The following is a 24,840-nucleotide window of genomic DNA, read 5'->3' on the forward strand; positions in this document are numbered from 1 at the left end:
ATATTTCAATGGTTTTTGATATTTTTTTAACATCCTTTTTATAGATAAAAAATTTCCTTTAAACAGCATAAATACAGGTAAAAGAAAGAGAACCTGCCCTTCACCCTGGCAAGTTCTCCTATTTGTTTATATTTTTTTAATATCAACTCTTAGTTCTTGACGATCATCTTGCCGCCACGCTTTGACACAACATCAAAGATTACAGCTGCAAGAAGTACAACGCCCTTAACTACTTTCTGCATGTTGGCATCTACACCCATAAGTGACATTCCAAGGTTGATAACACCCATAAGTACTGCACCAACAATAACTCCTGGAACTGTACCGATTCCGCCGTAAGCAGAAGCACCGCCGATAAAGCAGGAACCGATGGCATCCATCTCATAGTTCTGTCCATAGGTTGGCTGAGCAGATGTAAGTCTTGCGATCGTTACCATTCCAGCAAGAGCAGCCAAAAAGCCCATGTTCATGTAAGCAAGGAAGTATACCTTGTTTGTATCGATTCCAGAAAGCTTTGTTGCCTTTTCATTACCACCTACTGCATAGAAATATCGACCAGTTGTAGTATTGCTTGTAATATATGCATAGATGATAACTACAACCAGAACCCAGATAAGAACTGTAGGAATACCCTTATGCTGAGCAAGCTTATAAGAGAAAGCCAGAAGAGCTGCTGCTATCAAAATGATCTTAAATCCAAAAGCCCAGATTGGCTCAACATCATAACCGCTTTTTGTCTTTTTGATCCTGCTATAGACATTAAGGCCAACTAGTATAACTACCGCCAGAATGCCTCCAAAAAGACATGTCAAGTTAAGCTTACCATCAGAAAAATAATCAGGGATATAGCAGTCTGCTCCGCCTCCAAAGAGATTTACAAATGTTGTCTCATCCTTGATAGATACTGTAAGTCCATTAAGTACTACGTTTGAAAGTCCTCTAAAGGCAAGCATTCCTGCCAGTGTTACGATAAAGGGAGGGATTCTCACAAATGCAATCCAAAAGCCCTGGAAAGCGCCAATTGCTGTTCCAATAAGCACCATGATGGCTATTGCTGCCCATGTAGGCACTCCGAAATTCACCATTAAAAGTGCGCCAACTGCACCTACAAAGCAAACTACAGAGCCAACTGAAAGATCGATATTACCACCAGTAAGAATACATAAGAGCATACCTGTTGCCAGAATAAATACATATGCATTCTGTGATATAAGATTACTTACATTCATTGGCAGAAGTATTGCCCCATCTGTCTGCCAGGAGAAAAATCCCAAAACAATAATAAGCACAATTACCATTGTGTTCTTTTTTAAGAATTCAAATACTTTTTCCTTACCCATTTAAGCTGACTCCTCCTTACTATCGGCAGTTCCAAGGATGCTGGCCATGATTTTTTCCTGTGTGGCCTCAATTGCATCCATCTCCCCAACAATCCTGCCTTCATTCATTACATATATTCTGTCGCACATTCCAAGTATTTCCGGCATTTCTGAAGAAATCATTATCACAGATTTTCCTTCAGCCACTAATTGGTTTATGATGCAGTAGATCTCGTACTTGGCACCAACATCTATTCCTCTTGTGGGCTCATCCAGAATAAGGATTTCAGGATCTGCAAACATCCATTTCGCAAGAAGAACCTTTTGCTGATTACCACCACTTAAATTGCCCACATTCTGATCAACTGTAGGACATTTTATCTTTAGCTTTTCCTTGTATTCAACAGCCACTGCATATTCCTTGTGCTTGTCTATTACTCTTTTGGAGCTGACTGCTTCCAGGTTAGCCAGTGTTGTATTTATCTTTATAGGATTAGTAAGGATCAGGCCGTTTCCTTTTCTGTCCTCTGTAACATAGGCAAGTCCGTGTTTGATAGCGCTATTTACAGTATTTAGAACAACCTTCTGTCCATTTATATAAATCTCTCCGGAGATATTTTCTCCATAGCTCTTGCCAAAAATACTCATGGCAAGCTCAGTTCTTCCAGCACCCATAAGACCTGATATGCCAAGGACTTCGCCTCTTCTGACATTAATGTTAATGTTGTCGCAGACCTTTCTATCCTTGTGCTGGGGATGATATACGTTCCAGTTTTTAACTTCCATCAAAACTTCACCTACGTGAGGTACTCTCTTTGGAAATCTGTCAGAGAGTTCTCGCCCTACCATTCCCTTTATGATCCTTGACTCAGAGAAATCATCAATGCCTTTTGTAAGGGTTTCGATAGTAGCACCATCTCTTATGACCGTGATCTTATCTGCCACATAGGAAACTTCATTAAGCTTGTGGGAAATGATAATAGACGTAAGATTTCTTTCTTTTTTTAGTCTAAGAAGCAAGTCCAAAAGAGCTTTAGAATCCGTCTCATTTAAAGATGAAGTTGGCTCATCCAGAATAAGAAGCCTTGCATCTTTAGAAAGGGCCTTGGCAATCTCAACGAGCTGCTGCTTACCTACTCCAATATCCTTTATCAGAGTCTGTGTGCTTTCATTAAGCCCAACTATATTCAAGAACTTTTTTGCAAGTTCATTAGTTTCGTTCCAATTGATCTTTAACTTTGTTCCTCTCTCATTACCAAGAAACATGTTTTCAGCAATTGACATATATGGGATAAGTGCCAATTCCTGATGGATAATAACTATTCCTTTATCTTCACTATCCTTAATTGCTGCAAACTGACATATTTCTCCATCATAGACAATGTCGCCTTCGTATGAACCAAATGGATATACTCCACTTAATACGTTCATCAAAGTAGATTTTCCTGCACCGTTCTCCCCAACAAGGGCATGAATCTCACCTTCTGCAACCTGCAGGTTTACGTTATCAAGCGCTTTAACCCCAGGGAAGGTCTTGGTGATATTCTTCATTTCAAGCAGTATCTTCTCCACCTTTGCCCCTCCTCCTTTTCTATTGTTTTACTGTTAGCAGCGATAAGCAGTAACTATAATGGGATGCATAATGCATGCCACCATGCTATGCACCCCATTCTGTTACCTATTTATCGCTTACTTGAGATCATCTTCCTTGTAGTAACCAGAATCGATAAGAAGTTCTTTGTAGTTGTTTACATCTGCAAATACAGGCTCGCAGAGGAATGAAGGAATAACACCAGTGCCATTGTCATAGGTCTTTGTGTCATTAACAGGAGCTTCTGTTCCCTTCATGATTGCATCAACCATCTCAACTGTCTTAGCTGCAAGAGTTCTTGTATCCTTGAAGATAGACATTGACTGCTTGCCAGCGATCATGTTCTTAACGTTTGCAACGTCACAGTCCTGACCTGTAATGATAGGCCACTCGCCTGTGTAGTTAGCTTCAAGTGAGTTTGTTACACCAAGAGCTGTTGAATCGTTTGAGCAAAGAACTGCATCAAGCTTTGTTCCATTTGCATAGTTAGCAGAGATAATAGCATCCATTCTTGACTGTGCATTTTCTGTTGACCAGTTAGCTGTAGCAACGTTGTCGAATTCAACCTGTCCAGACTGAACAACGAGCTTGCCTGACTCAATGTATGGCTTTAATACATCAATTGCTCCGCCATAGAAGAATCTTGCGTTGTTGTCACCAGGGTCGCCTGTGAAGATTTCGATATTGAATGGACCAGCTGCGTTATCAAGATCAAGCTGCTCTTTGATATATTCACCCTGCTTGGTTCCAACCATGTAGTTATCAAACGTTGCATAATATGAAACGGCATCAGAATTCATAATAAGACGATCATATGCGATTACCTTAATGCCAGCTTCCTTGGCCTGAGCCAGTACTGTTCCAAGTGAATCACCATCGATAGAAGCAATTACAAGAACCTGTGCTCCAGATGAGATCATGTTCTCAATCTGTGATACCTGAGTTGCAATATCATTTGAAGCATACTGAAGATCTACATCATAACCTGCTGCCTTGAGCTGCTCCTCCATGTTTGCTCCGTCCTGGTTCCATCTCTGAAGGTCCTTGGTTGGCATTGCAACGCCGACCTTTCCGTTTGTCTCTCTCTGTGCACCGGCAACTTCAGCCGACTTACTGCCACATCCCATCAGAAGAGTAGCTGCCATAGCTGCAGCCAAAAGGCCACTTAATAATCTTTTTTTCATTTTTCTTCCCTCCAACAATAATCTTTTTCTAGACACTTTCGTGTCCGCTTTACTTGACAAGAAGAATTTAGCATAGAAAAACAAGCACTAACTTGCGATATTCTGCATATTTTTATCCTAGGAGAAAAAGAAAAAGCAGCTGTGCTAGCATTTTTTTGCAAACACAACTGCTCTTTTTATAAATTATTGCTATATGGTATTTTGTTTATCTTAGTTGGATGCCTTATCAGGCACATTTAGATAAATATCCTCTTTGAGATGGAAGCCACTCTTTACTATAACTTCATCCATATTATCTGCAGAAACACTGATAGTTTCAATCTTTAGGTAAGGCACATTTTTCTTGCCATCATCGTATTCATAGAGCTCAGAATCCAAAGGCTCTCCAAGGGCCATTGCAACTGCTGCCTCTGCCGCTGTCCCAGCCAGCTTCTCTATAGGCTTATAGACAGTCATAAGCTGCGTACCCTCAACAATCCTCTGACAAGCCTCCAGATCCGCATCCTGTCCAACAACAAGTTTTTTACCTGCAAGTCTCTTTTCAGAAAGGGCATAGACCACTTTGCTTGCAAGATCATCATTGCCGCACATAACCGCGTCCGCTTCTTCTATGATTTCCGGATGACTATATACATAGTCGCCTGCTGCCTCAGCCTTCCATCCATCAGCATAGAATACATCCAGGATCTCGTTCCCGTTTTCTTCCATGACTCTTTCAAAACCCTCACATACCATAGGTACGTTTTTATCAGTAGGAGATCCGCAGATCATAACCACCTTGCCATTTTTAAGGCCGCTATCTACTAAAGCCTGCCCCATCATCTCTCCAACCATCTCGTTGTCAAAAGAGATATACAGATCTGCTCCAGCTCCTGTTATAGGCCTGTCATAGGCTATTACCTTTATTCCTTCATCCTGGGCTTTCTTGACAGAATCAGCTATCACCTCAGGGTCAATGCTGATGATAACTATGACGTCCATACCTTTTTTGATAAAGTATTCAATCTGTTCCTTCTGCTTTTTAGGATCTCCATTGGCATTCTGAACATTGACCTCCGCCCCTTTCTCCTTGGCTGCTGACACAAACACATCCCTGTCCCTTTGCCACCTTTCTATAACAAAGGAGTCAAAGCACATTCCAATCTGTACCTTATCTTCCGTGGCAGAGCTGCTTTTTACACTTTCAAGACTGGTATTCCCGCAGCCACCAAGGATACAGGCTGTCAAAAGAAATACTATAACCCCAATTTTATATTTTCCCATCATACCTTCCATGCCCCACTTACAAAATATTAGTTTCAAGCGCTAAAAGTAAATCTGTCCTTGTACTCTGTAGGAGTAAGCCCTACATTCTTTTTAAAGCTGCGGCTAAAATAGTTTGGATCTGAATACCCGCAGGAAACACATATCTCTTTTACCGAAAGATTTGAATTCTCAAGTAGCTTTTTAGCCTTGTCTATTCTTATGTTAGTAAGATACTCAATAAAGTTAAGGCCACTCTCTTCCTTGAAAATCTTGCTAAAGTAGTAAGGAGAAATGTTAACAATCCTTGATACATCATCAAGGGAAATATCCTTATCGTAGTGAGAATTTATGTAGTCCTTGGCTGTTTTGATGATATTTCCTGATCTCTCCTCTTTTTTACTAATTACGTCCCTGCAGGCATTTGTGACTTTTAAAAGAAACCACTCCCTTATAGAGTCTGTACTATCAAGGGCCATAATCTCAGGAAGATAATTAGTCCTGCTGGAATACCTGTAAGTCTGCCCTCCTGACTGATAAGCAAGGTGCTCAGCGTAAAGAGCAAATTCCAATACTTTAAGCCGCATTGACATCAGATCCCCGTCCTGGGCCTTCTGACACATCCAGTCAGAATATTTGCCGGCTATTACCTTAGTTTCATTAAGGTCTCCTTTACCTACCGCTTCAAATAAAGGTTTCTCAAGGGCTATAGGATATCCATCCTCATAATCACAGGCAACATTAAGATCATCTGTATGAGCAACAGTTCCTGTCGTTGCTATCAGGGCATTTAAAGCCTCCTTGTAGGAATCTCCAAGTTCCTTTAAGGGCTTTACGCCGCCGATTCCTACTCTAAAACTGATATCTGTACGTTTCTTAAGATATCTTGCCATTTCCCTTGCCCTGTCTATTAGCTCTGACCTTTCAGATAGTTCCATTTCGGAATCCTTACATGGGACAAGAACAGCAATCTTATTGGCCATTACATTTCCAACCATACAGCCAAAAAAGCTCTTTACTCCTTCTCTTATCTCCTGATATTTGCCGGATATCTTAACGGAGCTTCCTATGGCGTTTGTCATATGGTTTCCCTCCTGGGAATCTCCACAGACGATAGCCATCATATAGCCGTAACCTGCATCTATACCAAGGATTGTCCTATAGTTCTCTATATCTTCATCAAAATGCTCCTGAAGAAGGATATCATATATAAGGCCATTTTCTATGATAGGCTCAACAGTCTCTAGCTTTTCCTTTATAAGAAGCTCGTTGCTTCTCTTTTCCCTGTCCCTGTCAATCTGCTCCATAGCCCTTCTAAGGACATTTATGACCTTTGTCCTCTCCATGGGCTTGGTGATATATTCCATGACTCCAAGCTTTATGGCCTCTTTGGCGTAATCGAATTTGTCATAGGCTGACATTATGATAAATACTGTGTTAGTGCAAAACCTCTGCATCTCCCTTATGGCATCTATTCCGTTTATACCAGGCATATGAATATCAATAATGGCAATGTCCGGCCTGAAGCTCTCAGCAAGCTCGATTACCTTTCGGCCTGTCTTGGCATACTCTATAAGACAGGTATCTCCAAACTCTTTTTCTATAATGAATTTCGTGGAATCAATAACGATTCCCTCATCATCTGCAAGCATTACTCTATACATATTACTTCTCCCCAAGTGGAAGGCTGAGTTTTACCTCACATCCATAGCCTTCGCCTTTACTGTAGATACTGATAACATCTCTTTTGCCCGCAAATATGCGAAGCCTGGATATTACGTTATCCATACCTATTCCATTATTGTCGTACCTTATCTTGTCCGGGTTTCTCGTGCCTGAGAGAATCTCCTCTATTGTCTCCCTGCTCATTCCCTTACCATTGTCGATGATGCTGATGCAGAGATTATCATCCTCTCTGTAAACCTTTAGAAGTATCCTGCCTTTCCCTGCCATTTCCCTTATGCCGTGATTAACTGCATTCTCTACAATAGGCTGAAGTATCATACTGGGCATGTGATGATCAAGAAGTCTTTCATCAACCTGCTTGTCATAGCCTATATCTCCTGAAAACCTTACATTCAGAATCTGAATATAATTATCTACCAGAGTAACCTCTTCTCGTACTCTTACTGTATCCTGGCGGTTCTTGACATTGTATCTGAAAAAATCAGCAACAGTCTGCACATACTCATAGGTCCTGTCAGCCCCTTCCATCATTGCAAGCTGTGCCCCGGCATTTAAGGTATTAAAAAGAAAATGCGGATTTATCTGGGCCTTTAGATACTTAAGCTGGGCGTCCTTTAAATGTGCCTCCATAGATAGCTCTTTTTCCTGCATGTCTTTCTCTTTTTCAAGACTCTCTCTAAGCTTTTCGATGTAGTCTCTGATGCTGACTACCATTTTGTTGAAGGCCCCTATAACTATGCCAACTTCATCGTTGTAATGAACGGTTGGAAGCACAATGTCAAAGTTACCATCCGCCACCTCATCTGCTGAATCCGAGAGCTTTTTAAGGGGAAGGATCATGGTCTTAACAAAGCTCGTGACTATAATGACATTTCCTATCATAACAAAGGTCATGACTACTACTGCCACTATTTCAAAGGTCTTAAAGGCCCTAAGAAGCGATGTAAAGTTCTCAGAATTTGATACAAACAGCTCAAGATTCAGCCTTGAAAGATAAGCCTTTATGTAGCTGTAGAGTTCTGTCGACCTTTCATATCCTGCGCGGTACTTCTCTACATTTCTGCCACGCTTCCCATCTATTGTTCCCTCAACCTCTGTAAGATAGTTGGAAGTCATGTTCTTTATGTTTCTCTCCATGCGGTTGTAGGAAAGATCTGTTATTCTGCCACTTAAATCTCCCGCGAGATTTGAAAGTTCCTGAGCACTAATATAGTAGCTCTCGAGAGAATCGCTGGTCTTGGAACTAAGGTAAGCAGTCATGGAATCCTGAACATCATCAAGAGCACTTGTGAGCTCATTTAGCGCCCTATTATCCTCATACACCATGTCCATATCCTTGGACATACTATTTATCCCTGCTAAAAGAAATACATTTACCACAAATATCAGGATATTGGCAAAGACACAGACACTGATAATCTTAGACTGGAGGGAGCTGTTTAGAAATTTATTCATCCTGCTCCTCCTTATTCTTGAACTGTTCTACGTTAGTCTTGTCAATAAGAGTTGTATCAGCAGTAAAGTATTCACTTGTGTTTCCTGTTTCGTAGTAGTCCAAAAGAGCCTGAACGCTGTATTGTCCAAGCTGCAAAGTATCTATTGATATAGTTGCGTAGATTCCGCCTCTGTCTATGGCATTGACGATATCCTCAGAATCATAATAGCCAAGGACATTGACATCACCTACCATGTTAAAGTCAACTACCGCCTGATATGTACAAATTGTATTAAGCTCATTGAGGCACACAATAACATCAGGCACTTCCTCCTGCATAAAGATATCTCGTATGGATTCTTCTGCAGAAAAGGCATTGGTATTATCTACTGCCACCACCTCCACCTCAAATTCAGAGTCAGTAGCATTTTCCTGCCTTATAGTATCCTGCATGGAGGAAATAATGATATTCTGTCCTGAATCAAGAGTATCAGCACTGGCAAGGACCGCTATCTGGATCTTGCTCCTGTCATCTATATGATCAGTTTCAAGAAAATCCTGTCTTCTCTTTTCCTTGATGATATCCACTATCTGTTTGCCATAGAGCTTACCGACACTGTATCCGCTAACTCCCACAAAGCTGAGCCTGTCTGAATGCGTACTATCTCCATATAGAGTGACAACAGGAATTCCGTTTCTTACAGCTTCATCTATTAGATTGGCCATAGCCGGGGCTTCACTTGCATAGACTATTATTCCATCAACCTCAGAAGCTATGGCTATTCTCATAAGCTCCTCAGTAGAATAATCCCCTGATAGATTCTCTCCCAAAAGATCTATATAAATTCCCTGCTCTTTGGCTGTTTCCAGTGCTCCCTTATACACTGCTCTCCAGAAGTCCGACTTGTAGTTGTCTGTTATCATTACAAAATACTTGTCGTACTCAGTTTCTTCTGCCTGCCTCAGGATATCTGATCTGTAAAATCTAAAATATAGTGAGCCTCCCACTAACGTGGCTACCACAAATATAAGCGTAAACACCAGAGAAATATATTGTCTGCTTATTTTCTTCTGATAAAAATCTTCATTTTTCATATGGTGATTTTATCAAAATGCCCCCATAAGAAAAAGTGGATTTTCTTGTCATAATTTCAAATATGACAAAAAAATCCACTTCTGCCACCATATGGTCTCTAGATAAAACTATATTCTCACTGCTCCTTGCACTTAGTGAGTGCAACCGTGCCTGTTCTGGCAATCTCAACTATGCTGACGCTCTTTAGCATCTCGATAAAGAGCTCGATACGCTCTGATGTGTCGCAGATCTGGATCATCATGAGGTTCTTGGACATGTCTACAATCTGAGCATGCATGATTTCACAATTTTCCATGATGTCGCGCCTGTTCTCTTTGTTGTATTTGACCTTGATCAGCATGAGTTCCCTGTTTATGGACATGCTCTCCTTGAAGGTCTTAACCTTTATGACATCAATTTTTTTGTTGAGCTGTTTCTCAATCTGCTCAATAGTGCGTTCATCTCCGCTTGATACAATTGTCATGGCAGAAATGCCCTTGTCCGCAGTTTCGCCAACTACAAGTGAATCAATATTGAAATTTCTTCTGGAGAACAGGCCTGCAACCTTTGAAAGTACACCAGCTCTGTTCTCTACCAGTACTGAATATATTCTACGCATATTTTCACCACCACTTTATTTGTATTAGTACTTCACAAGCTCCATTGGGTCTACGCGGACTTCCAGAAGTGCTGCGCCGTCGTCAGCCAAAAACTCAGCAAGTTTTTCTGAAATATCATCCTCGCCGGTGATCTTCATATAATCCATATCGTAGGCTGCGGCGATAAGAGAAAGCTCGGGATCTCCCTTAAGTTCAACCATGGAATAGGTGTCATCATAGGCATAATGCTGATGCTCACGAACCATTCCAAGGAAACCGTTCTTCATCACAATTATCTTGATATTGATGCCATACTGGCGCATGGTAGCAAGTTCCATCATAGACATCTGGAAAGCTCCATCTCCTATAACTGCAAGAACCTGCTTGGAAGGAGCTGCCAGCTTGGCCCCCATGGCTGCAGGGATGGAATAGCCCATTGTTCCCATTCCGCCAGAGGTCAAAAACCTGCCATTTCTAACCTTATAGTAAGCGCAGGACCACATCTGGTTCTGGCCAACATCTGCTACATAAATAGCATCGTCCTCTACAGCGGCAGAGAGCTTTTCCATGAAGTCCTTGGGTTCTACAAAATCGCCCTCAGCAGGCATCCTGCCTGAAGCCATTTCTTTCTTATAACCATTAAGGATAGAGAGCCATTCTCTATGCTCATCAGCATGATCATCCTGCTCTAAAAAGTCCTGGAAAATATGCTTGATATCTCCAACAAGCGGAATAGTAGGTCCTACGTTTTTTCCTATTTCTGCAGGATCCACATCTATATGGACCATAACCTTATTCTCAGTTATAAGATCTGGTCTGTTTACTGCTCTGTCTGCAACTCTTGCTCCAACCATAAGGAGAAGGTCTGACTCATTCATAGCTCTGTTTGCAAAAGGCTGTCCATTATTGCCCACCATTCCAAAGTACAGCGGATGGTCTGATGGCATAACTCCAATTCCCATCATGGTAGAAACTACAGGCACATTGTTAAGCTCAGCAAACTTTCTGATCTCAGCTGTTGCGCCGCTAAGGTGCACTCCGCCTCCAACACAGATTATAGGTTTCCTTGATTTTTCAACCTCTTTTATTACCTTCTTGATCTGTGCAACATTTCCCTTTACTGTTGGCTTGTAGCTACGCATAGATATTGATTCAGGGTAAGTAAACTTATCGCCAAACTCTGCATTCTGCACATCAAAAGGAATATCTATAAGTACCGGGCCACGTCTTCCGGTGCTTGCTATATAGAAAGCTTCCTTAAAGACTCTTGGAAGATCTTCAACATTTCTTACAAGATAGCTGTACTTGACAAAAGACTCTACAGCGCCGGTAATATCTGCTTCCTGAAAAACATCACTTCCTATCATGTCGCTATTTACCTGGCCTGTTATTGCAACCATAGGAATGCTGTCTGCGTAGGCTGTGGCAATTCCTGTAATAAGGTTTGTTGCTCCAGGACCGGAAGTTACTGCGCACACGCCAACTTGGCCGCTAATTCTGGCATAGCCACTTGCAAGATGTGCTGCATTTTGCTCAGTTCTAACCAGCACTCTCTTTATCTGAGACTGCGTCATTTTATTCCAGAAGGGATCTATGGCAACTCCAGAATAACCAAAGATTACCTTCGTATTTTCTTTTTCCAAACACTTAACTATTACCTCAGCGCCTATCACAAGGATTACCTCCCTACTCTATTCCCAGTATGTTTTTTACAACTCTCACAGCATCTGCTGCATCAGAAGAATAGCCATCAGCCCCGATCTCATCAGCATAGTCCTGAGTAACTACAGCACCGCCAATTATGATCTTGGCATCAAGGTGCTCTGCCTTTGCAAGCTCCACCACATTTTTCATCTCCTTCATGGTGGTAGTCATAAGTGCTGAAAGAGCTATGATCTTGGCGTCATACTCCTTGGCAGCCTTAATTATTTCTTCTCTTGGCACATCCTTGCCAAGGTCATGAACATCAAAACCGTAGTTCTTGAGCATAAGGGCTACCAGGTTCTTACCTATATCATGAATATCTCCGTGAACCGTTGCAATCACAATAGCTGGCAGCTTTTCTCCTGTACCCTCGCCTTCCTTGAGAAGAGGCTCCAAAAAGCCAATGGAAAGCTTCATGGCTTCAGCCCCTGCTATAAGCTGTGGCAAAAAGTATTTGCCCTTATCAAACAAATCTCCAACCTCATTTATAGCCGGCATCAGGACTTCATCCAATATCTTTCTGGGCTCAATTCCCTCTTTTACAGCCTTTTCAGTATTTTTTACAATGGTTCTCTTTGAACCATTAAGTACATCTTTCTTAATTATATCAAGAATATTATCACTTTCCAAAGGCGCATTTATCGTTTTAGCGTTTGTATCTGTAACAACTGCCCCCTGGTCTGCGTATCTCTCCATTCTGGTAATGTATCTGACATCTGCGCCTTCTTTTTTCCTCAAAAGGTCGCTGGCAAATGCCGCATTGACCAGCATCTCCTGGGATGGATTAGCAATGGCCATAGTAAGGCCTCTTGAAATTGCCATAGTGAGAAAGGCAGTATTTACATTCATTCTCTGGGGCAAGCCAAAAGAAATATTGGAAAGGCCGCAGATTGTAGCATAGCCGTTATCATGACAGTACTCGATAGTTTCAAGAGTATTAAGAGCCGCATTAGGGTCAGCACCAACAGTTGCCACAAGACCATCTACCACAATGTCTTCCCTTGTCATGCCAAGGTCATAGGCCATCTTGGAGAGCTCATTAATATTATTTATCTTCTCCTCAGAGTCCTTTGGAAGGGCTTCTGCAAGAGGCAAAAGAATAAACATAGCCCCGTACTTTTTAGCAAGTGGCAGGAATTTCTCAGTTTTTCCCTTTTCAAGGGATATTGAATTCATAAGAGCTCGTCCAGGGTAGATGCGAAGTGCAGCCTCCATAACTTCGGCACTTGAGGTATCTATGCATAGAGGAAGGTCAGTTATGGACATTACTTCCTCAAGGACATTTAGCATCATTTCCTTCTCATCGATACCACTCATACCTACATTGATATCAAGAATCGAAGCGCCCTCTTTTTCCTGCTCTCTGGCAAAGTCAGAGACCATGTCAAGATTTCCTTCTCTTAGCTGGGCCTGCAATTTCTTTTTTCCTGTGGGATTGATCCTCTCGCCAACTATCATGAAGTTCTCATCAAGATCAAAAGAAAGGCTCATTCTCTCGGAAGCAAGATATCTTCTTCCGCAGATTTTCCTGGGTATTTGGTTTCCTTCTTCATCAAGAAGTTCAGATGGCTTTATATCTTTATACTTATCCCTAAGTTTTCTGATATATTCAGGAGTTGTTCCGCAGCATCCGCCTATCACAGAGGCACCTGCCTTAACCAGTAGCTCCATCTCAGAAACAAAGGTGTCTGCATCCATGTCGTACTCTGTATTTCCGTTTTCATCAACAGAAGGAAGTCCAGCATTTGGCTTGGCTATAACAGGAATATTGGTAACTGATGCCATATTCCTTATTATCTCCTGCATTCTGTCAGGGCCAGTTGAGCAGTTAGCTCCGATTGCACATGCACCAAGAGCCTCCAAAGTGATAGCACTTGAAGTAGCATCAGATCCGTAAAGAGTTCTTCCATCTGCCTCAAAGGTAAGAGTAACCATAACAGGAAGGTCAGAAACTTCTCCTGCTGCTATGAGTGCTGCTCTACACTCCTGAAGGCTCATCATTGTCTCAACTATAAGAAGGTCACAACCAGCCTTTTCAAGAATCCTTATCTGCTCCTTGTATACACCAATAAGCTCTTCAAGATCAAGGTCTCCTATAGGCTTAAGCTGCCTTCCGGTCATAGTGATATCCCCGGCCACAAGACAACTTGGGGCAGCCTCTTTAGAGAGCTTAACAAGCTCGGTATTTATCTCCTCTATCCTGTCCCCAAGGCCATAATCAGCAAGCTTTATCCTGTTTCCAGTAAAGGTAGGCGCATAGATAATATCTGCCCCAGCCTCTGCATAGCTCTTTTGAAGATTAAACATTATGTCCTTGTGCTCTAGTATCCATTTCTCAGGGCACACACCAGCTGGCATCCCAGCCTTCATAAGATTTGTTCCCGTTGCACCATCCAAGAACAATACTCTATTTTCACTTAATTTTTTAAATTCGTCCTTAGTCATATTACCAGTCCCTCGTCCTAATTATTAAACTATAGCCTTAAATATAATCATGTACTAGGGTGCGATTTTATCCTCTTTTTAATAGCCACTGGAAGAAAATAGAATAAAATCACACAGATTGCCATCACCACTATAGGCTTTGCATACATGGGCATAACAGCAATAATGCCCGCATTAGCCAAGTGATCTATTATTGCTATCACAAGAACATGGTAATAGTAAATGTTAGAAGAAGCATCCCTTCCTATCTTCCATAGCACCTTGCCTCCCATATCCTGACACTCTGACAAGATCAAAATGCTGACAACAATACAAACAGAGCCCATATAAACTTCTTTTTTGCCAAGAATCTGCATCTCAACAGCTGTAAGGACAACACCTGCCCCCAGCAAAAGAAAAGCCTTTATCCTGGCACTTTTAATCCATCTGTATTTCTTTTCCTCATCAAGAGTATCTACCTTGTCCCTTATGAAATCAGCAAGCAGCACTCCTATAAGTACAAAGGGAATTCCTACAAACAGCCAGTTTCGCATGACAAACCAGGTGCAGATATTTATGCCAAAAGGCCTTATTGGGTAATAGGTCTGAAGAAGCTGTCCAAAGAACAAAAAGAAAAGAAGTATGCCGATAAGGCCCTTGTACCAGCTTCTAAGAACCGGTGCAAAAATATATATCAGGCCATACACATAGATCAGGGCAAAAAGATACCACATATGATCAAAGGTATAGGTCCAATCGTAAATAAACTTACCCGAATTAAACAAAACAAAATTAAAAGCTTCAGCCGGATTAAACTTAGAGCTAAGCCACTCATAAGCAGTATTTTTGTAGATCATATAAACAGCAAATGAAAAAGCAAGATAAATCAAATAAACAAGCCCTGTTACTTTCAAGGTTTTCCCTAAGGCTCTGCCTGTTCTTGATCTTATGTATTTTGTTCCGCCTTCATTGGTCGCCAGAAGAAATCTGCCAGAAACGGCAAAGAAATACGGTACAGCAAATCTGGCCAGTGCATCCAGCAGCTGGCCAAAATATCCTGGAAATCTTGTATGTATTGTAATGACAGCAAGGCATGCTATAAATCTTACTGTATAAAGAAATCTATTTTCCTTCATGAATTACTCTGTAGTAGCTCCTATAGTAGAGAACTGTCCTGGCTCCTGAGTTGTTACCGTTACTCCATCCCCAGTTGGAACCTCTCCATGAAGAACCTGGAGCATAACCTTTACTCTATTATTGGCCCTCTCGTAGTACTGAGAAGCAAGAGATTCATCTTCTGCATTAAAATCTCCATCGTAAGCACTGTGATAAAATTCATCAGCCATCTGCATATATTCAGCAGCTTCACGTGCTATATCAGCTATTCCTGAAAATTCATCCGGAATAGCAATAGCCGCCATAGTCTTATAGGCTTGGTTCATCTCATCAAGGTATCCTAAAAGCTCTATTTTGGCGGTTTCAGAATCAGGATCTATATTATTTATAGCTCCGTCTAAGCGAGCAAGCTCATCGTAAAATTCTGTCATACTGGTTTTATATTCTTCCAATGCCTTGGAATTTTTGTTGCCGCAACCAGTCACAGACAAACATAAACAAAATAATAAAAGAAGGCGCAAAAAGCCCCCACACATAACTTTTTTCAAAACAATTCTCCCTACTACTTATCAGAATACTTAGAAGCCGCGCTAAGTCTAGTAAGAGCTCTGGCAAGACCCGCCTGAGACTTCTTAAATTCCTTTATCGACTGCTTCTGAAGAAGATGCTCCATAGCAAACTCGTATGCCTCCTGAGCCCTTCTCTTATCAATATCTTCAGGTTTCTCCACTGTATTTACAATTACAATGCACCTGTTATTGGCCATCTGCGCAGAGCCAAGACTTACCACCCCATAAATCCACTCTCCGCCAGGCTTTTTAATCTTTATGACACCATCAGAAAGAGCAAGGATCATTTCCTCGTGTCCTGCAAGGATAGCAAGTTCGCCGTCATCGCAGGGCAAAATTATCTCCTCAGCTCTGTCATCGTAAAACATTCCATTAACTGAAATGACCTGCAGTCCAAAGGTCGGAAATCTTTCATCACTCATATTTACGCCTCAATCTGCTTGGCCTTCTCTGCCACTTCTTCTATAGTGCCCACATTAAAGAATGCTGATTCAGGATACATATCCATCTCGCCATCTATTATAGCCTTAAATCCTTTAATTGTCTCGGAAAGAGGTACAAATTTTCCAGGAATACCTGTAAACTGCTCAGCAACATGGAATGGCTGTGACAAAAATCTCTGTATCTTACGTGCTCTGTGAACAGTAAGCTTATCCTCATCACTAAGTTCCTCCATACCAAGAATAGCAATGATATCCTGAAGTTCTTTATACTTCTGAAGGATTTCCTGAACCTTCATAGCGGTCTCATAATGCTCCTTGCCAACTATATCCTCTTCCAGGATCCTACTGGTAGATTCAAGAGGATCAACAGCAGGATAAATACCCTGTTCTACAATCTTTCTAGACAAAACAGTTGTTGCATCAAGGTGTGCAAAGGTTGTAGCTGGTGCAGGGTCTGTAAGGTCATCTGCAGGAACGTATACAGCCTGAACAGAAGTAACAGATCCAAGCCTTGTGGATGTAATTCTCTCCTGAAGTGCTCCAAGATCTGTAGAAAGAGTTGGCTGATAGCCTACGGCTGAAGGCATTCTTCCTAGAAGTGAAGAAACCTCTGAACCTGCCTGTACAAATCTAAAGATATTATCAATAAATAAAAGAACGTCCTGGTGCTTGACATCTCTAAAATACTCAGCCATAGTAAGTCCCGTCTCAGCGACACGCATACGTGCTCCTGGCGGCTCATTCATCTGTCCAAATACAAGGGCAGTCTTACTGATAACTCCCGATTCTGTCATTTCTGACCACAGATCATTACCTTCTCTTGATCTCTCACCAACTCCGGTAAAGATAGAGTATCCGCCATGTTCAGTAGCGATATTCTGGATAAGTTCCTGGATAAGGACTGTCTTACCAACTCCGGCACCGCCAAAAAGTCCTATCTTACCGCCCTTGGCATAAGGAGCCAGAAGATCGATAACCTTAATTCCAGTCTCAAGGACTTCAACAACAGGGCTCTGATCAACAAGTTTAGGTGGTTCTCTGTGTATCTGCCATTTCTCGCTAGTTGCAACATCACCCTTATGATCTATAGCATCACCTAAAACATTAAAGAGTCTGCCAAGGACCTCTTCTCCTACGGGAACACTTATTGGTCCTCCGGTAGGATAAACTGTCATATCCTTGCAAAGTCCCTCACTTGGAGAAAGCATAATGCAGCGAACAACATCTTCTCCAATATGCTGGGCAACCTCCATCACTCTTTTTTTGTCTTCAACATAAACTTCAAGAGCATCACTGATAAATGGAAGGTCACTATCATCAAATTTTACATCTACTACAGGTCCCATGACCTGAACAATCCGTCCGTTATTCAACAGTGTTTCTCCTCGTCTCATCTATAATCTTGGCATCAGGTGCTTTTCTGCTCTTCCTGGCCTTTTGTTGTTTAGCCCTTTTAAGTGCCTTGGCTCCGCTGGCAACCTCAGTTATCTCCTGCGTTATCATGGCCTGTCTCTGCCTGTTATAGGTTCTCTGAAGAGCATCCAGCATCTTCTGAGCATTCTTGTTTGCAGAATCCATGGCCATCATTCTCGAGCTCTGCACACTGCAAAAGGCTTCTACTAACGCTCCATATATATATCCTGTAATATAGTTTGGAACAATATTATCAAGGATTGCGGAAGGACTTGGCTCCATCAAAAATTCCTCAAGCATCGTTCCGGTATGCATGTGCTCTTTTCGAATATCTGTAATAATATCCAGAGGAAGCAGCTTTTCATACCTTGTTTCACACACATTGCCATGGACAGTGGTATAGATACAATAAAATTCATCTATCTCTCTTCTGTCGTAGTAATCAAGAATCTCCGCAGCTATTTTTCTGGCTCTGTGAAGTGTTGGATTCTGGGAAGTAAACATAAAGGATTCCTCTATGTTTATGTTCTTGGAAAGAAAATGAAATCTTCCCACCTCTCCTATAACAAAGAGCTTGAAATTATCGCCATTCTTGCTTATGTTTTCCTCTGCAAGCTTTAAAACATTGTGATTATACGCCCCGGCAAGGCCCTTGTCGTCAGTAAAAACGATATAGCCCCTTCTCTTTTCTTCATCCGGAATATCACTTCTGGACTCCAAAAAGATATTTTCAACCCCCTCCGGAAGATGCCTTACTATTCTGGAGATCATGGCCTGGGTAGCAAAGAAAAATGGTTCTGTATCCGTCAGCATTTTCCTTGCTTTTCTAAGCTTGGTAGAGGATATAAGGTACATGGCATTTGTAATTTTTCTGGTATCGTTAACGCTGTTTATGCGATCACGAATTTCTTTTATATTTGCCAATTATCAAACCTCTTTGGAATAAGCTTATTTTTGCTTTTGCATCTGTTCAACTTCATCTTTGAGCTTTTTATTTTCAAGGTCATTGAAGGTATCAACAGCCTCAATGATTCTTCTCTTTAGCTGCTCTGACAGTTCCTTGCCCTTTTCAAGCTCTTCGCAGATATCAGCACACTCTGTATCAAAATATGTGAGCAGTTTTTGCTTGTACTCTTTAACCTTTTTTACAGGTACCATATCAAGGCGCTTTGAGTTAGCAGCAACTAAAATGATAACCTGCTGATGCATTGCAAGTGGATGCTCTAACGGCTGCTTTAAAAGCTCCATCAGAACATTTCCATGAGCAAGCTGATTCTTGGTTGTTTCATCAAGATCTGAGCTAAACTGCGTAAACACAGCCATTTCCCTGTACTGCGCAAGGTCAACTCTTATACTTCCAGATGCCTTCTTCATAGCCTTGGTCTGAGCCGCACTACCAACTCGGGAAACTGAAAGTCCTACGTTTACAGCAGGTCTCATTCCTTCAAAGAACAAATCACTTTCAAGGAATATCTGTCCATCAGTAATGGAAATAACATTGGTAGGGATATATGAAGATACATCTCCAGCCAGAGTCTCGATGATAGGAAGCGCTGTAATAGAGCCACCTCCAAGTTCTGAAGAAAGCTTACTTGATCTTTCAAGAAGTCTTGAATGCAAGTAGAATACGTCTCCAGGATAAGCCTCACGACCAGGTGATCTCTCAAGCAAAAGAGATAACGCTCTATAAGCTACAGCATGCTTGGACAAGTCGTCATAAACTATAAGGACATCTTTGCCGCGATACATGAAATACTCAGCAAGAGCTGTGCCTGAATATGGTGCGATATACTGAAGCGGCGCCATATCAGAAGCTGTAGAACTGACCACTATAGTATAGTCCATAGCTCCAGTCTTTTTGAGAGTCTGTATGATCTTGGCTACAGTTGATGCCTTCTGTCCAATTGCAACATAAACACAGATAACATCCTTGCCCTTCTGATTGATGATAGTATCAAGAGCAATAGAAGTTTTACCGGTCTGTCTGTCACCTATGATAAGCTCACGCTGTCCTCTTCCAATAGGGAACATGGTGTCTATGGACAAAATACCAGTTTCCATAGGTTCATTGACCGACTGTCTCTCGATTATTCCAGGTGCTGTATTTTCTACAGGCCTGTAATCAGATTCCTTGATATCACCAAGACCATCAATAGGTGCTCCAAGAGCATCAACAACTCGACCTATAAATGCCTCACCTACAGGGATTCCGGCCTCTTTGTATGTTCTAACAGCCCTCGTTCCCTGCCTGATACCTGTATCATTACCAAAAAGAATGCACCCAATGTGATCATCTCTGATATCCTGAGCCATTCCCTTGGTTCCATCTTCAAATTCAATTATCTCGCCATAAAAAGCGTGGTCGATACCATCAACATTGGCTATACCATCGCCAACCCAGGTTACAGTTCCAACCTCTCTGTCATCAACAGAAAGACTGAAATTCTCAACCTTTGAGCTGAGCATTGATATGATTCTGCCAGCGTCGCTGTTCTCACTCTTTTTTCTTAAATTATTAAGTTCTGCGCGAAGCTGTCTCGCTCTTCCTGCATCAGACCAGTCATACTCAAAATTTTTGCAGGAAACAATAAAGCCGCCACCAATTGAAGGGTCTTCGGATAACTCAATCTCGATATCCTGTCCCTCAAACTTTTTCTGCAGCATTGCCTTTATCTTTAAGACCTGCTCATCACTAGGAGCAGTATTTGCATAGCGCAGTTTTGCTAATAATCTTTCACTCATTATCCGCTCCGGCTTCAATTATAAATTTATCATAGAGTTCTCTGTCATCAGTTGCACTATGTTTGGTCGCAGCAATCTTGGTAGCTGCATCAATGACCATATCTGTGATCTGGGCAGCGTAAACCTCTTTGGCTCTTTCATTTTCAACCTCAGCGTTATGCTTGGCCTCAATAATGATCTGCTCGCCCTTTTTCTTGGCATCAGAAACAATGCGCTCATACTCGTCGTAGCCCTGCTTCTTGATATCAGCAAGAATCTGCTCTTTTTCTTCATCAGCAAGAGCTATCTTCTCTTCATACTCTTTCTTGGTATCAAGAGCTTTCTGGGTCGCAAGATCAGCTGCCCTGGTAGCTTCATCAACCTCTTCTTTTCTCTTCATGACAACTCTGTCTACCCTGTCAAACAGGAACTTTTTGAAGATTATATAGAGAACAAGCAGGTTGATCACTATACATACTATGTTTACAATACTAAAATCTAACACTGTGATATCCTTCTTTCGCTGGGCAAATTAAGTAAACAAGATCATAATAGCTACGATGAAACCGTAAATAGCTGTTGCTTCTGCAAGAGCACAACCAAGAATAAGAAGTGTCATGATCTTACCATCTGCCTCTGGCTGTCTTGCCACAGCGTCTGTTGCCTTAGCTGTTGCCACACCGATACCAATACCAGCTCCAAGACCTGTAAATACTGCGATTGCTGCTCCAATTGCTGTTAAATCCATTATTATCCCTCCATTTTCTTATTATTATCACTCCACCGCTTCTTTTATGTAGAGCGATGTTAAAAAGACAAATACATATGCCTGAATAAGGCCGTCAAAAATATCAAAGTAAAAGGCAAAAGGCACCGGATAGATGGCCGGAACGCTCACTGAATGTATATGTATCAAATGCTTTATCAGTTCCATGATGACCGTTGCGCCTATGATATTACCAAAAAGTCGCATACACAATGACAAGGGTCTGATGGCCAATTCCATTACATTCATAGGAGTAACTATTGCCATAGGCTTTGCAAAAGATTTGAGCCAGCCTGCTGCGCCTTTCTTACGGATAGCTGCAGCTTCTACCAGGATAATGCTCATGAAAGAAAGACCTGCCGTTACATTTATATCCATCGTAGGTGGAATAAATCCAAAAAGCCCTATAGTGTTGGCGCAGGCCAGATAGCACAGGACTGTAACTATCCAATCAGTATACCTTGAAGCCTCTTCTCCAAGGTTCTTGCCCACAACTCCTCTAAGCCACGACACAAAAGCTTCCACTGCGGCCTGCCTTTTAGAAATATTATGAACTTTAAAATCCCGGGTAAGTATTAGTAGAAGCACTAAAATAAAGGCCATTATGATCCAGGTGACCACAACAGATTCATAAATATCAAATTTGCCATTACCAAATGGCAAATGGATCAAAGCCTTATCTTTTAGAAGAATTTCTTTTAATAATTCCTTTATATCCATAATTATAGCCCCCAAAATTTGTCTCTTATATTATAAAAAAAGCGTCATAAAATCGCAAGAAAAAAAAGCCATCAGGCAGCGAATTGTCTGCCATTTAGAGTATTTTTCCCAAAAGTTTTACACATTTTTTATAACATTTAATATGCCACCACTTTTTCCTTCTTGGCATCTGTCTTAAACACTATTTTATCGTAGGTTTTTCTATCATCTGTAATCTTAAGGGCAATTCCGTCTATGATAAGTATCGTTCCAGCGAATATCTGCTCAGTTACGGTAACACCAGCCTTTGCTCCATTTCCGATCTGCTCTTCAAGTTTGGCTTTTTTAACCAGCAGATTCTTAATATTTTGTTCCTTAGTTCCAACAGCTGCATTTATCTTTATCTTCCATTGCATAAGTTGCCTATCCCCGGAACCAAGCTCCTGCAGCCTGTCTTTTTCCTTGGACAGAGTTTTTAAATCCTCTTCTTCTCTGCTCATCTGCTTTAGAAGCTCATTATATTCAGTTAAAAGAACTGTATTTGCACCAAGAGTAAGAATTGTCCGGACACCAGTCTTATTACCTATAAGTGCAGATTCAATTCCCTCCAGGCTATAGATTGAACCTCCATAGATCATTCCCTGCCTTCCAAAGGTCTTTATCTTCCCTTTTGCTTCAATAGAACAATTAGTAAAATAATTGGAATAAATATTCTTGCCCTTTATGGTTGCTCCATCAAAGAACTTAGCAGAAATATCTCCCTTTGCTATAACGCTTCCCCTTACAGGACATGTCACGCCGCCAGCAACAATTATATTTCCGCCGCTTTCTATTGTAGAACTTTCCAAATGCCCGCCAATGACTATATCGCCTGTAGCATATATCTCACTGCCAGAATTAACATCTCCTCTGACAAATACCACTCCATCATAGTTGATCTTTTTATCTGTTATTTTTACTTCGTGAAAAACCTGGACTTTCTGGATATTTACGAGCCCATCGTCCATGCTGATAGCCCCAGAATACTTGGCGACGTAGGTTACCCTGTCGCTCATTATCATAAAGCCCTCTCCTTTTAGGATAGGTACCTCCTTGCCATTTTTAGCCTTAACAACTTCGCCATAGATATTAAAACCATCAACACCTTTTGTAGCTTTCTGATATATGGCAATCTTGTCTCCTACATGGACCTGCTGGATCAGGTCTATCCCATCAAAATCTATAGAACCATCTTCAGCAACCTTAAATTCATTCTTGTGCTCTATGTCAAAGAAAAATTCATAGTGCCCATCTGCGCCGTCTTCTACCGGCTTGCCGGAAGCGACCAAATACTTGACTCCCGGTTCACTGTCAGCCACCATTTTCTTAACCTGAGCCCTGTCGATTCCGCTTCTGATCTTCATTTTAAAAAGAAATGTCATAACTGCATCTTCTGTATAGCTTATGCCATCTTTGCGAAGAGGAAGCTTTATCCAGCATTTCATCTTATTCTCAGAAACAGACAAATACTCGTCCTTATTTTCCAGCATAGATGTCAAAAGGACAGACTGATCAGAAACTCCTCCTGTTCTGTCAAGGACAGTGCCTTCCAAACCATCATCTGCTATGGCTGTATGAATTTCGCCAGATAATAGTTTTAATCTGATCCGCCGCATATCTTTGGCGGTATACATCATAGTTGAAAACTTGCTTATATCAAGGCCAGCTTCTATTCCAAGCCTTATTTCCCGCATCTGCTTGGGCTGATATAAAGGCTTACAATATGGTGTAATATCTATCTGATGTTCAAGGCCAATTCGCATCTCATACATTTGTTGCCAGCCATAGGCCACATCAGCGTACTTGGCTACATCTATACCCTCTTCAAGACCTAGTCTGATTTCCTTTATAGCTTCGCCCCTCATATCAAAGGACATATACTGATCTATAGGAAGTTCTTTTTTTAAAGCTAGTCTTATCTGTTCAAGCTGCTCCGCATCAAACTTTTTCTTTACATAACCACTTATGTCAACTTCGTCAAGAAAAGCCAAATGCATCTGCTCGAGAATAGCTGCATTATATGCTCTAATATCCGATTCAGAAAAGAAAAGTCCGTCTTCTGCGCTTTTCCTTATGGCTCTCATTTTCAAATAAGGAATATCCAGCACGCCATAAGTAGAAACGTCTATTCCATCCTCAAGCCCTTTTCTGATTTCTCTCATTTGAAGAGGGTCAAAAGCCGGATCCTGATAAAAGATGATAGGGACTCCATTTGTTTTAGATAGTCCTATTCTGATTTCTCTCATCTGGTCAGCCATATATATCTTTTTGGCATAAACAGAAACATCTACTCCATCAGAAATGCCTGCTCTTATCTGGTAAAGCTGCTGGGTATCAAATCCCATTTGCCTATACTGACTCATATCAATACCCTGGGTCATTTCAAGGCGCATTTCCTCCATCTCAGTCCAGGAAAGCTTTGGATCAAGGTATTTGTTTACATCAACCTTACTGTCCTCATATCCCTTTCTGATTTCAACCAGCTGAAGAGCATTAAAACCAAGAGCCTTAAGCTTCTGCACATCACCTCCAAATTTGCCGCAGAGCTCAAGCTCCTTTTTAAGCACATTTTCATTAAACGAGTCAAGGCCAGAATAAACATTCAGTTCATTGACAAGATCCAAATCCTGTACAGCCATGTATGCTCCTTTTAAGCAAATGCCCATAATACTACCAATATTAATTTTATCACTTTACTGTACAATGCTCAACGCAAAAAAGAACAGGCAACTGTAAAGACAGTTACCTGTTCTGAATATAGCTTATTATATCAGGACTAAAATATATTAGTTCTTCTTGTTCTCGTTGTAAGCTC

Annotated in this window: 20 protein-coding genes; all 20 read right to left on the reverse strand. The window is 41.3% G+C overall.

Annotation, left to right across the window (positions count from 1 at the left end; all coding sequences use genetic code 11):
• Positions 1–149: 149 nt before the first annotated feature.
• Positions 150–1,340: a multiple monosaccharide ABC transporter permease gene (mmsB, locus tag BLO53_RS17285; RefSeq protein WP_092064498.1), complete on the reverse strand. Its 1,191-nt coding sequence runs from the start codon at positions 1,338–1,340 to the stop codon at positions 150–152.
• The gene (mmsA, locus tag BLO53_RS17290) at positions 1,341–2,891 is read right to left on the reverse strand and encodes a multiple monosaccharide ABC transporter ATP-binding protein (protein WP_092064501.1); all 1,551 of its coding nucleotides are present in this window, start codon (positions 2,889–2,891) and stop codon (positions 1,341–1,343) included.
• 117 nt (positions 2,892–3,008) lie between these two features.
• Complete coding sequence (gene chvE, locus BLO53_RS17295; RefSeq protein ID WP_092064504.1) at positions 3,009–4,094, reverse strand: multiple monosaccharide ABC transporter substrate-binding protein; 1,086 nt, start codon at positions 4,092–4,094, stop codon at positions 3,009–3,011.
• 210 nt (positions 4,095–4,304) lie between these two features.
• On the reverse strand, positions 4,305–5,360 hold the full coding sequence (locus BLO53_RS17300; RefSeq protein WP_330388957.1) for a sugar ABC transporter substrate-binding protein: 1,056 nt from the start codon (positions 5,358–5,360) through the stop codon (positions 4,305–4,307).
• A 32-nt stretch (positions 5,361–5,392) separates the two neighbouring features.
• A complete protein-coding gene (locus tag BLO53_RS17305) occupies positions 5,393–7,000 on the reverse strand; it encodes a helix-turn-helix domain-containing protein (protein WP_092064512.1) in 1,608 nt (535 codons plus the stop codon).
• 1 nt (position 7,001) lies between these two features.
• Complete coding sequence (locus tag BLO53_RS17310) at positions 7,002–8,477, reverse strand: sensor histidine kinase (protein ID WP_092064515.1); 1,476 nt, start codon at positions 8,475–8,477, stop codon at positions 7,002–7,004.
• Positions 8,470–9,552, reverse strand: a complete 1,083-nt coding sequence (locus BLO53_RS17315; protein WP_092064518.1) for a sugar ABC transporter substrate-binding protein — start codon at positions 9,550–9,552, stop codon at positions 8,470–8,472. The genes BLO53_RS17310 and BLO53_RS17315 overlap by 8 nt, the downstream gene beginning before the upstream one ends.
• A 116-nt stretch (positions 9,553–9,668) precedes the next feature.
• Positions 9,669–10,151, reverse strand: a complete 483-nt coding sequence (gene ilvN, locus BLO53_RS17320) for an acetolactate synthase small subunit (RefSeq protein ID WP_026488477.1) — start codon at positions 10,149–10,151, stop codon at positions 9,669–9,671.
• A 24-nt stretch (positions 10,152–10,175) separates the two neighbouring features.
• The gene (ilvB, locus tag BLO53_RS17325; RefSeq protein WP_092064521.1) at positions 10,176–11,804 is read right to left on the reverse strand and encodes a biosynthetic-type acetolactate synthase large subunit; all 1,629 of its coding nucleotides are present in this window, start codon (positions 11,802–11,804) and stop codon (positions 10,176–10,178) included.
• Positions 11,805–11,817: 13 nt separating this feature from the next.
• A complete protein-coding gene (locus BLO53_RS17330) occupies positions 11,818–14,280 on the reverse strand; it encodes a homocysteine S-methyltransferase family protein (RefSeq protein ID WP_092064524.1) in 2,463 nt (820 codons plus the stop codon).
• Positions 14,281–14,327: 47 nt separating this feature from the next.
• Positions 14,328–15,395 (reverse strand): acyltransferase family protein, encoded by a 1,068-nt coding sequence (locus tag BLO53_RS17335; protein WP_092064527.1) that lies wholly within the window; start codon positions 15,393–15,395, stop codon positions 14,328–14,330.
• Between the two features lie 3 nt (positions 15,396–15,398).
• Complete coding sequence (locus BLO53_RS17340; protein WP_143003271.1) at positions 15,399–15,923, reverse strand: hypothetical protein; 525 nt, start codon at positions 15,921–15,923, stop codon at positions 15,399–15,401.
• Positions 15,924–15,937: 14 nt separating this feature from the next.
• Positions 15,938–16,366, reverse strand: a complete 429-nt coding sequence (gene atpC, locus BLO53_RS17345) for an ATP synthase F1 subunit epsilon (protein ID WP_092064530.1) — start codon at positions 16,364–16,366, stop codon at positions 15,938–15,940.
• Between the two features lie 2 nt (positions 16,367–16,368).
• Complete coding sequence (atpD, locus tag BLO53_RS17350; RefSeq protein ID WP_442857220.1) at positions 16,369–17,781, reverse strand: F0F1 ATP synthase subunit beta; 1,413 nt, start codon at positions 17,779–17,781, stop codon at positions 16,369–16,371.
• Positions 17,753–18,724 carry an ATP synthase F1 subunit gamma gene (gene atpG / locus BLO53_RS17355; RefSeq protein ID WP_092064537.1) on the reverse strand — a complete coding sequence of 324 codons (972 nt, stop codon included), beginning with the start codon at positions 18,722–18,724 and terminating at the stop codon, positions 17,753–17,755. The genes atpD and atpG overlap by 29 nt, the downstream gene beginning before the upstream one ends.
• A 24-nt stretch (positions 18,725–18,748) precedes the next feature.
• Positions 18,749–20,542, reverse strand: coding sequence for a F0F1 ATP synthase subunit alpha (gene atpA, locus BLO53_RS17360; protein WP_176757343.1), 1,794 nt, complete (start codon positions 20,540–20,542; stop codon positions 18,749–18,751).
• On the reverse strand, positions 20,535–21,026 hold the full coding sequence (locus tag BLO53_RS17365) for an ATP synthase F0 subunit B (protein WP_092064540.1): 492 nt from the start codon (positions 21,024–21,026) through the stop codon (positions 20,535–20,537). Before BLO53_RS17365 ends, atpA begins: the two co-directional genes overlap by 8 nt.
• Before the next feature lie 27 nt (positions 21,027–21,053).
• Complete coding sequence (gene atpE, locus BLO53_RS17370) at positions 21,054–21,272, reverse strand: ATP synthase F0 subunit C (protein WP_092064543.1); 219 nt, start codon at positions 21,270–21,272, stop codon at positions 21,054–21,056.
• Between the two features lie 24 nt (positions 21,273–21,296).
• Positions 21,297–22,007: a F0F1 ATP synthase subunit A gene (locus tag BLO53_RS17375; protein WP_092064546.1), complete on the reverse strand. Its 711-nt coding sequence runs from the start codon at positions 22,005–22,007 to the stop codon at positions 21,297–21,299.
• Positions 22,008–22,144: 137 nt separating this feature from the next.
• Entirely contained in the window at positions 22,145–24,664 is a 2,520-nt protein-coding gene (locus tag BLO53_RS17380; RefSeq protein WP_176757344.1) for a DUF342 domain-containing protein, read from the reverse strand.
• Positions 24,665–24,840: the final 176 nt, after the last annotated feature.

This window comes from Butyrivibrio sp. INlla14 (genome assembly GCF_900102515.1).
Classification (GTDB): domain Bacteria; phylum Bacillota; class Clostridia; order Lachnospirales; family Lachnospiraceae; genus Butyrivibrio.

Bases quoted from the DNA above. Each gene is read 5' to 3' on its own strand.
- mmsB (WP_092064498.1), bottom strand. From the start codon at position 1,340: ATGGGTAAGGAAAAAGTATTTGAATTCTTAAAAAAGAACACAATGGTA.
- chvE (WP_092064504.1), bottom strand. From the start codon at position 4,094: ATGAAAAAAAGATTATTAAGTGGCCTTTTGGCTGCAGCTATGGCAGCT.
- BLO53_RS17300 (WP_330388957.1), bottom strand. From the start codon at position 5,360: ATGATGGGAAAATATAAAATTGGGGTTATAGTATTTCTTTTGACAGCC.
- BLO53_RS17305 (WP_092064512.1), bottom strand. From the start codon at position 7,000: ATGTATAGAGTAATGCTTGCAGATGATGAGGGAATCGTTATTGATTCC.
- BLO53_RS17310 (WP_092064515.1), bottom strand. From the start codon at position 8,477: ATGAATAAATTTCTAAACAGCTCCCTCCAGTCTAAGATTATCAGTGTC.
- BLO53_RS17315 (WP_092064518.1), bottom strand. From the start codon at position 9,552: ATGAAAAATGAAGATTTTTATCAGAAGAAAATAAGCAGACAATATATT.
- ilvN (WP_026488477.1), bottom strand. From the start codon at position 10,151: ATGCGTAGAATATATTCAGTACTGGTAGAGAACAGAGCTGGTGTACTT.
- BLO53_RS17330 (WP_092064524.1), bottom strand. From the start codon at position 14,280: ATGACTAAGGACGAATTTAAAAAATTAAGTGAAAATAGAGTATTGTTC.
- BLO53_RS17335 (WP_092064527.1), bottom strand. From the start codon at position 15,395: ATGAAGGAAAATAGATTTCTTTATACAGTAAGATTTATAGCATGCCTT.
- atpC (WP_092064530.1), bottom strand. From the start codon at position 16,366: ATGAGTGATGAAAGATTTCCGACCTTTGGACTGCAGGTCATTTCAGTT.
- atpD (WP_442857220.1), bottom strand. From the start codon at position 17,781: ATGAGACGAGGAGAAACACTGTTGAATAACGGACGGATTGTTCAGGTC.
- atpA (WP_176757343.1), bottom strand. From the start codon at position 20,542: ATGAGTGAAAGATTATTAGCAAAACTGCGCTATGCAAATACTGCTCCT.
- BLO53_RS17375 (WP_092064546.1), bottom strand. From the start codon at position 22,007: ATGGATATAAAGGAATTATTAAAAGAAATTCTTCTAAAAGATAAGGCT.
- BLO53_RS17380 (WP_176757344.1), bottom strand. From the start codon at position 24,664: ATGGCTGTACAGGATTTGGATCTTGTCAATGAACTGAATGTTTATTCT.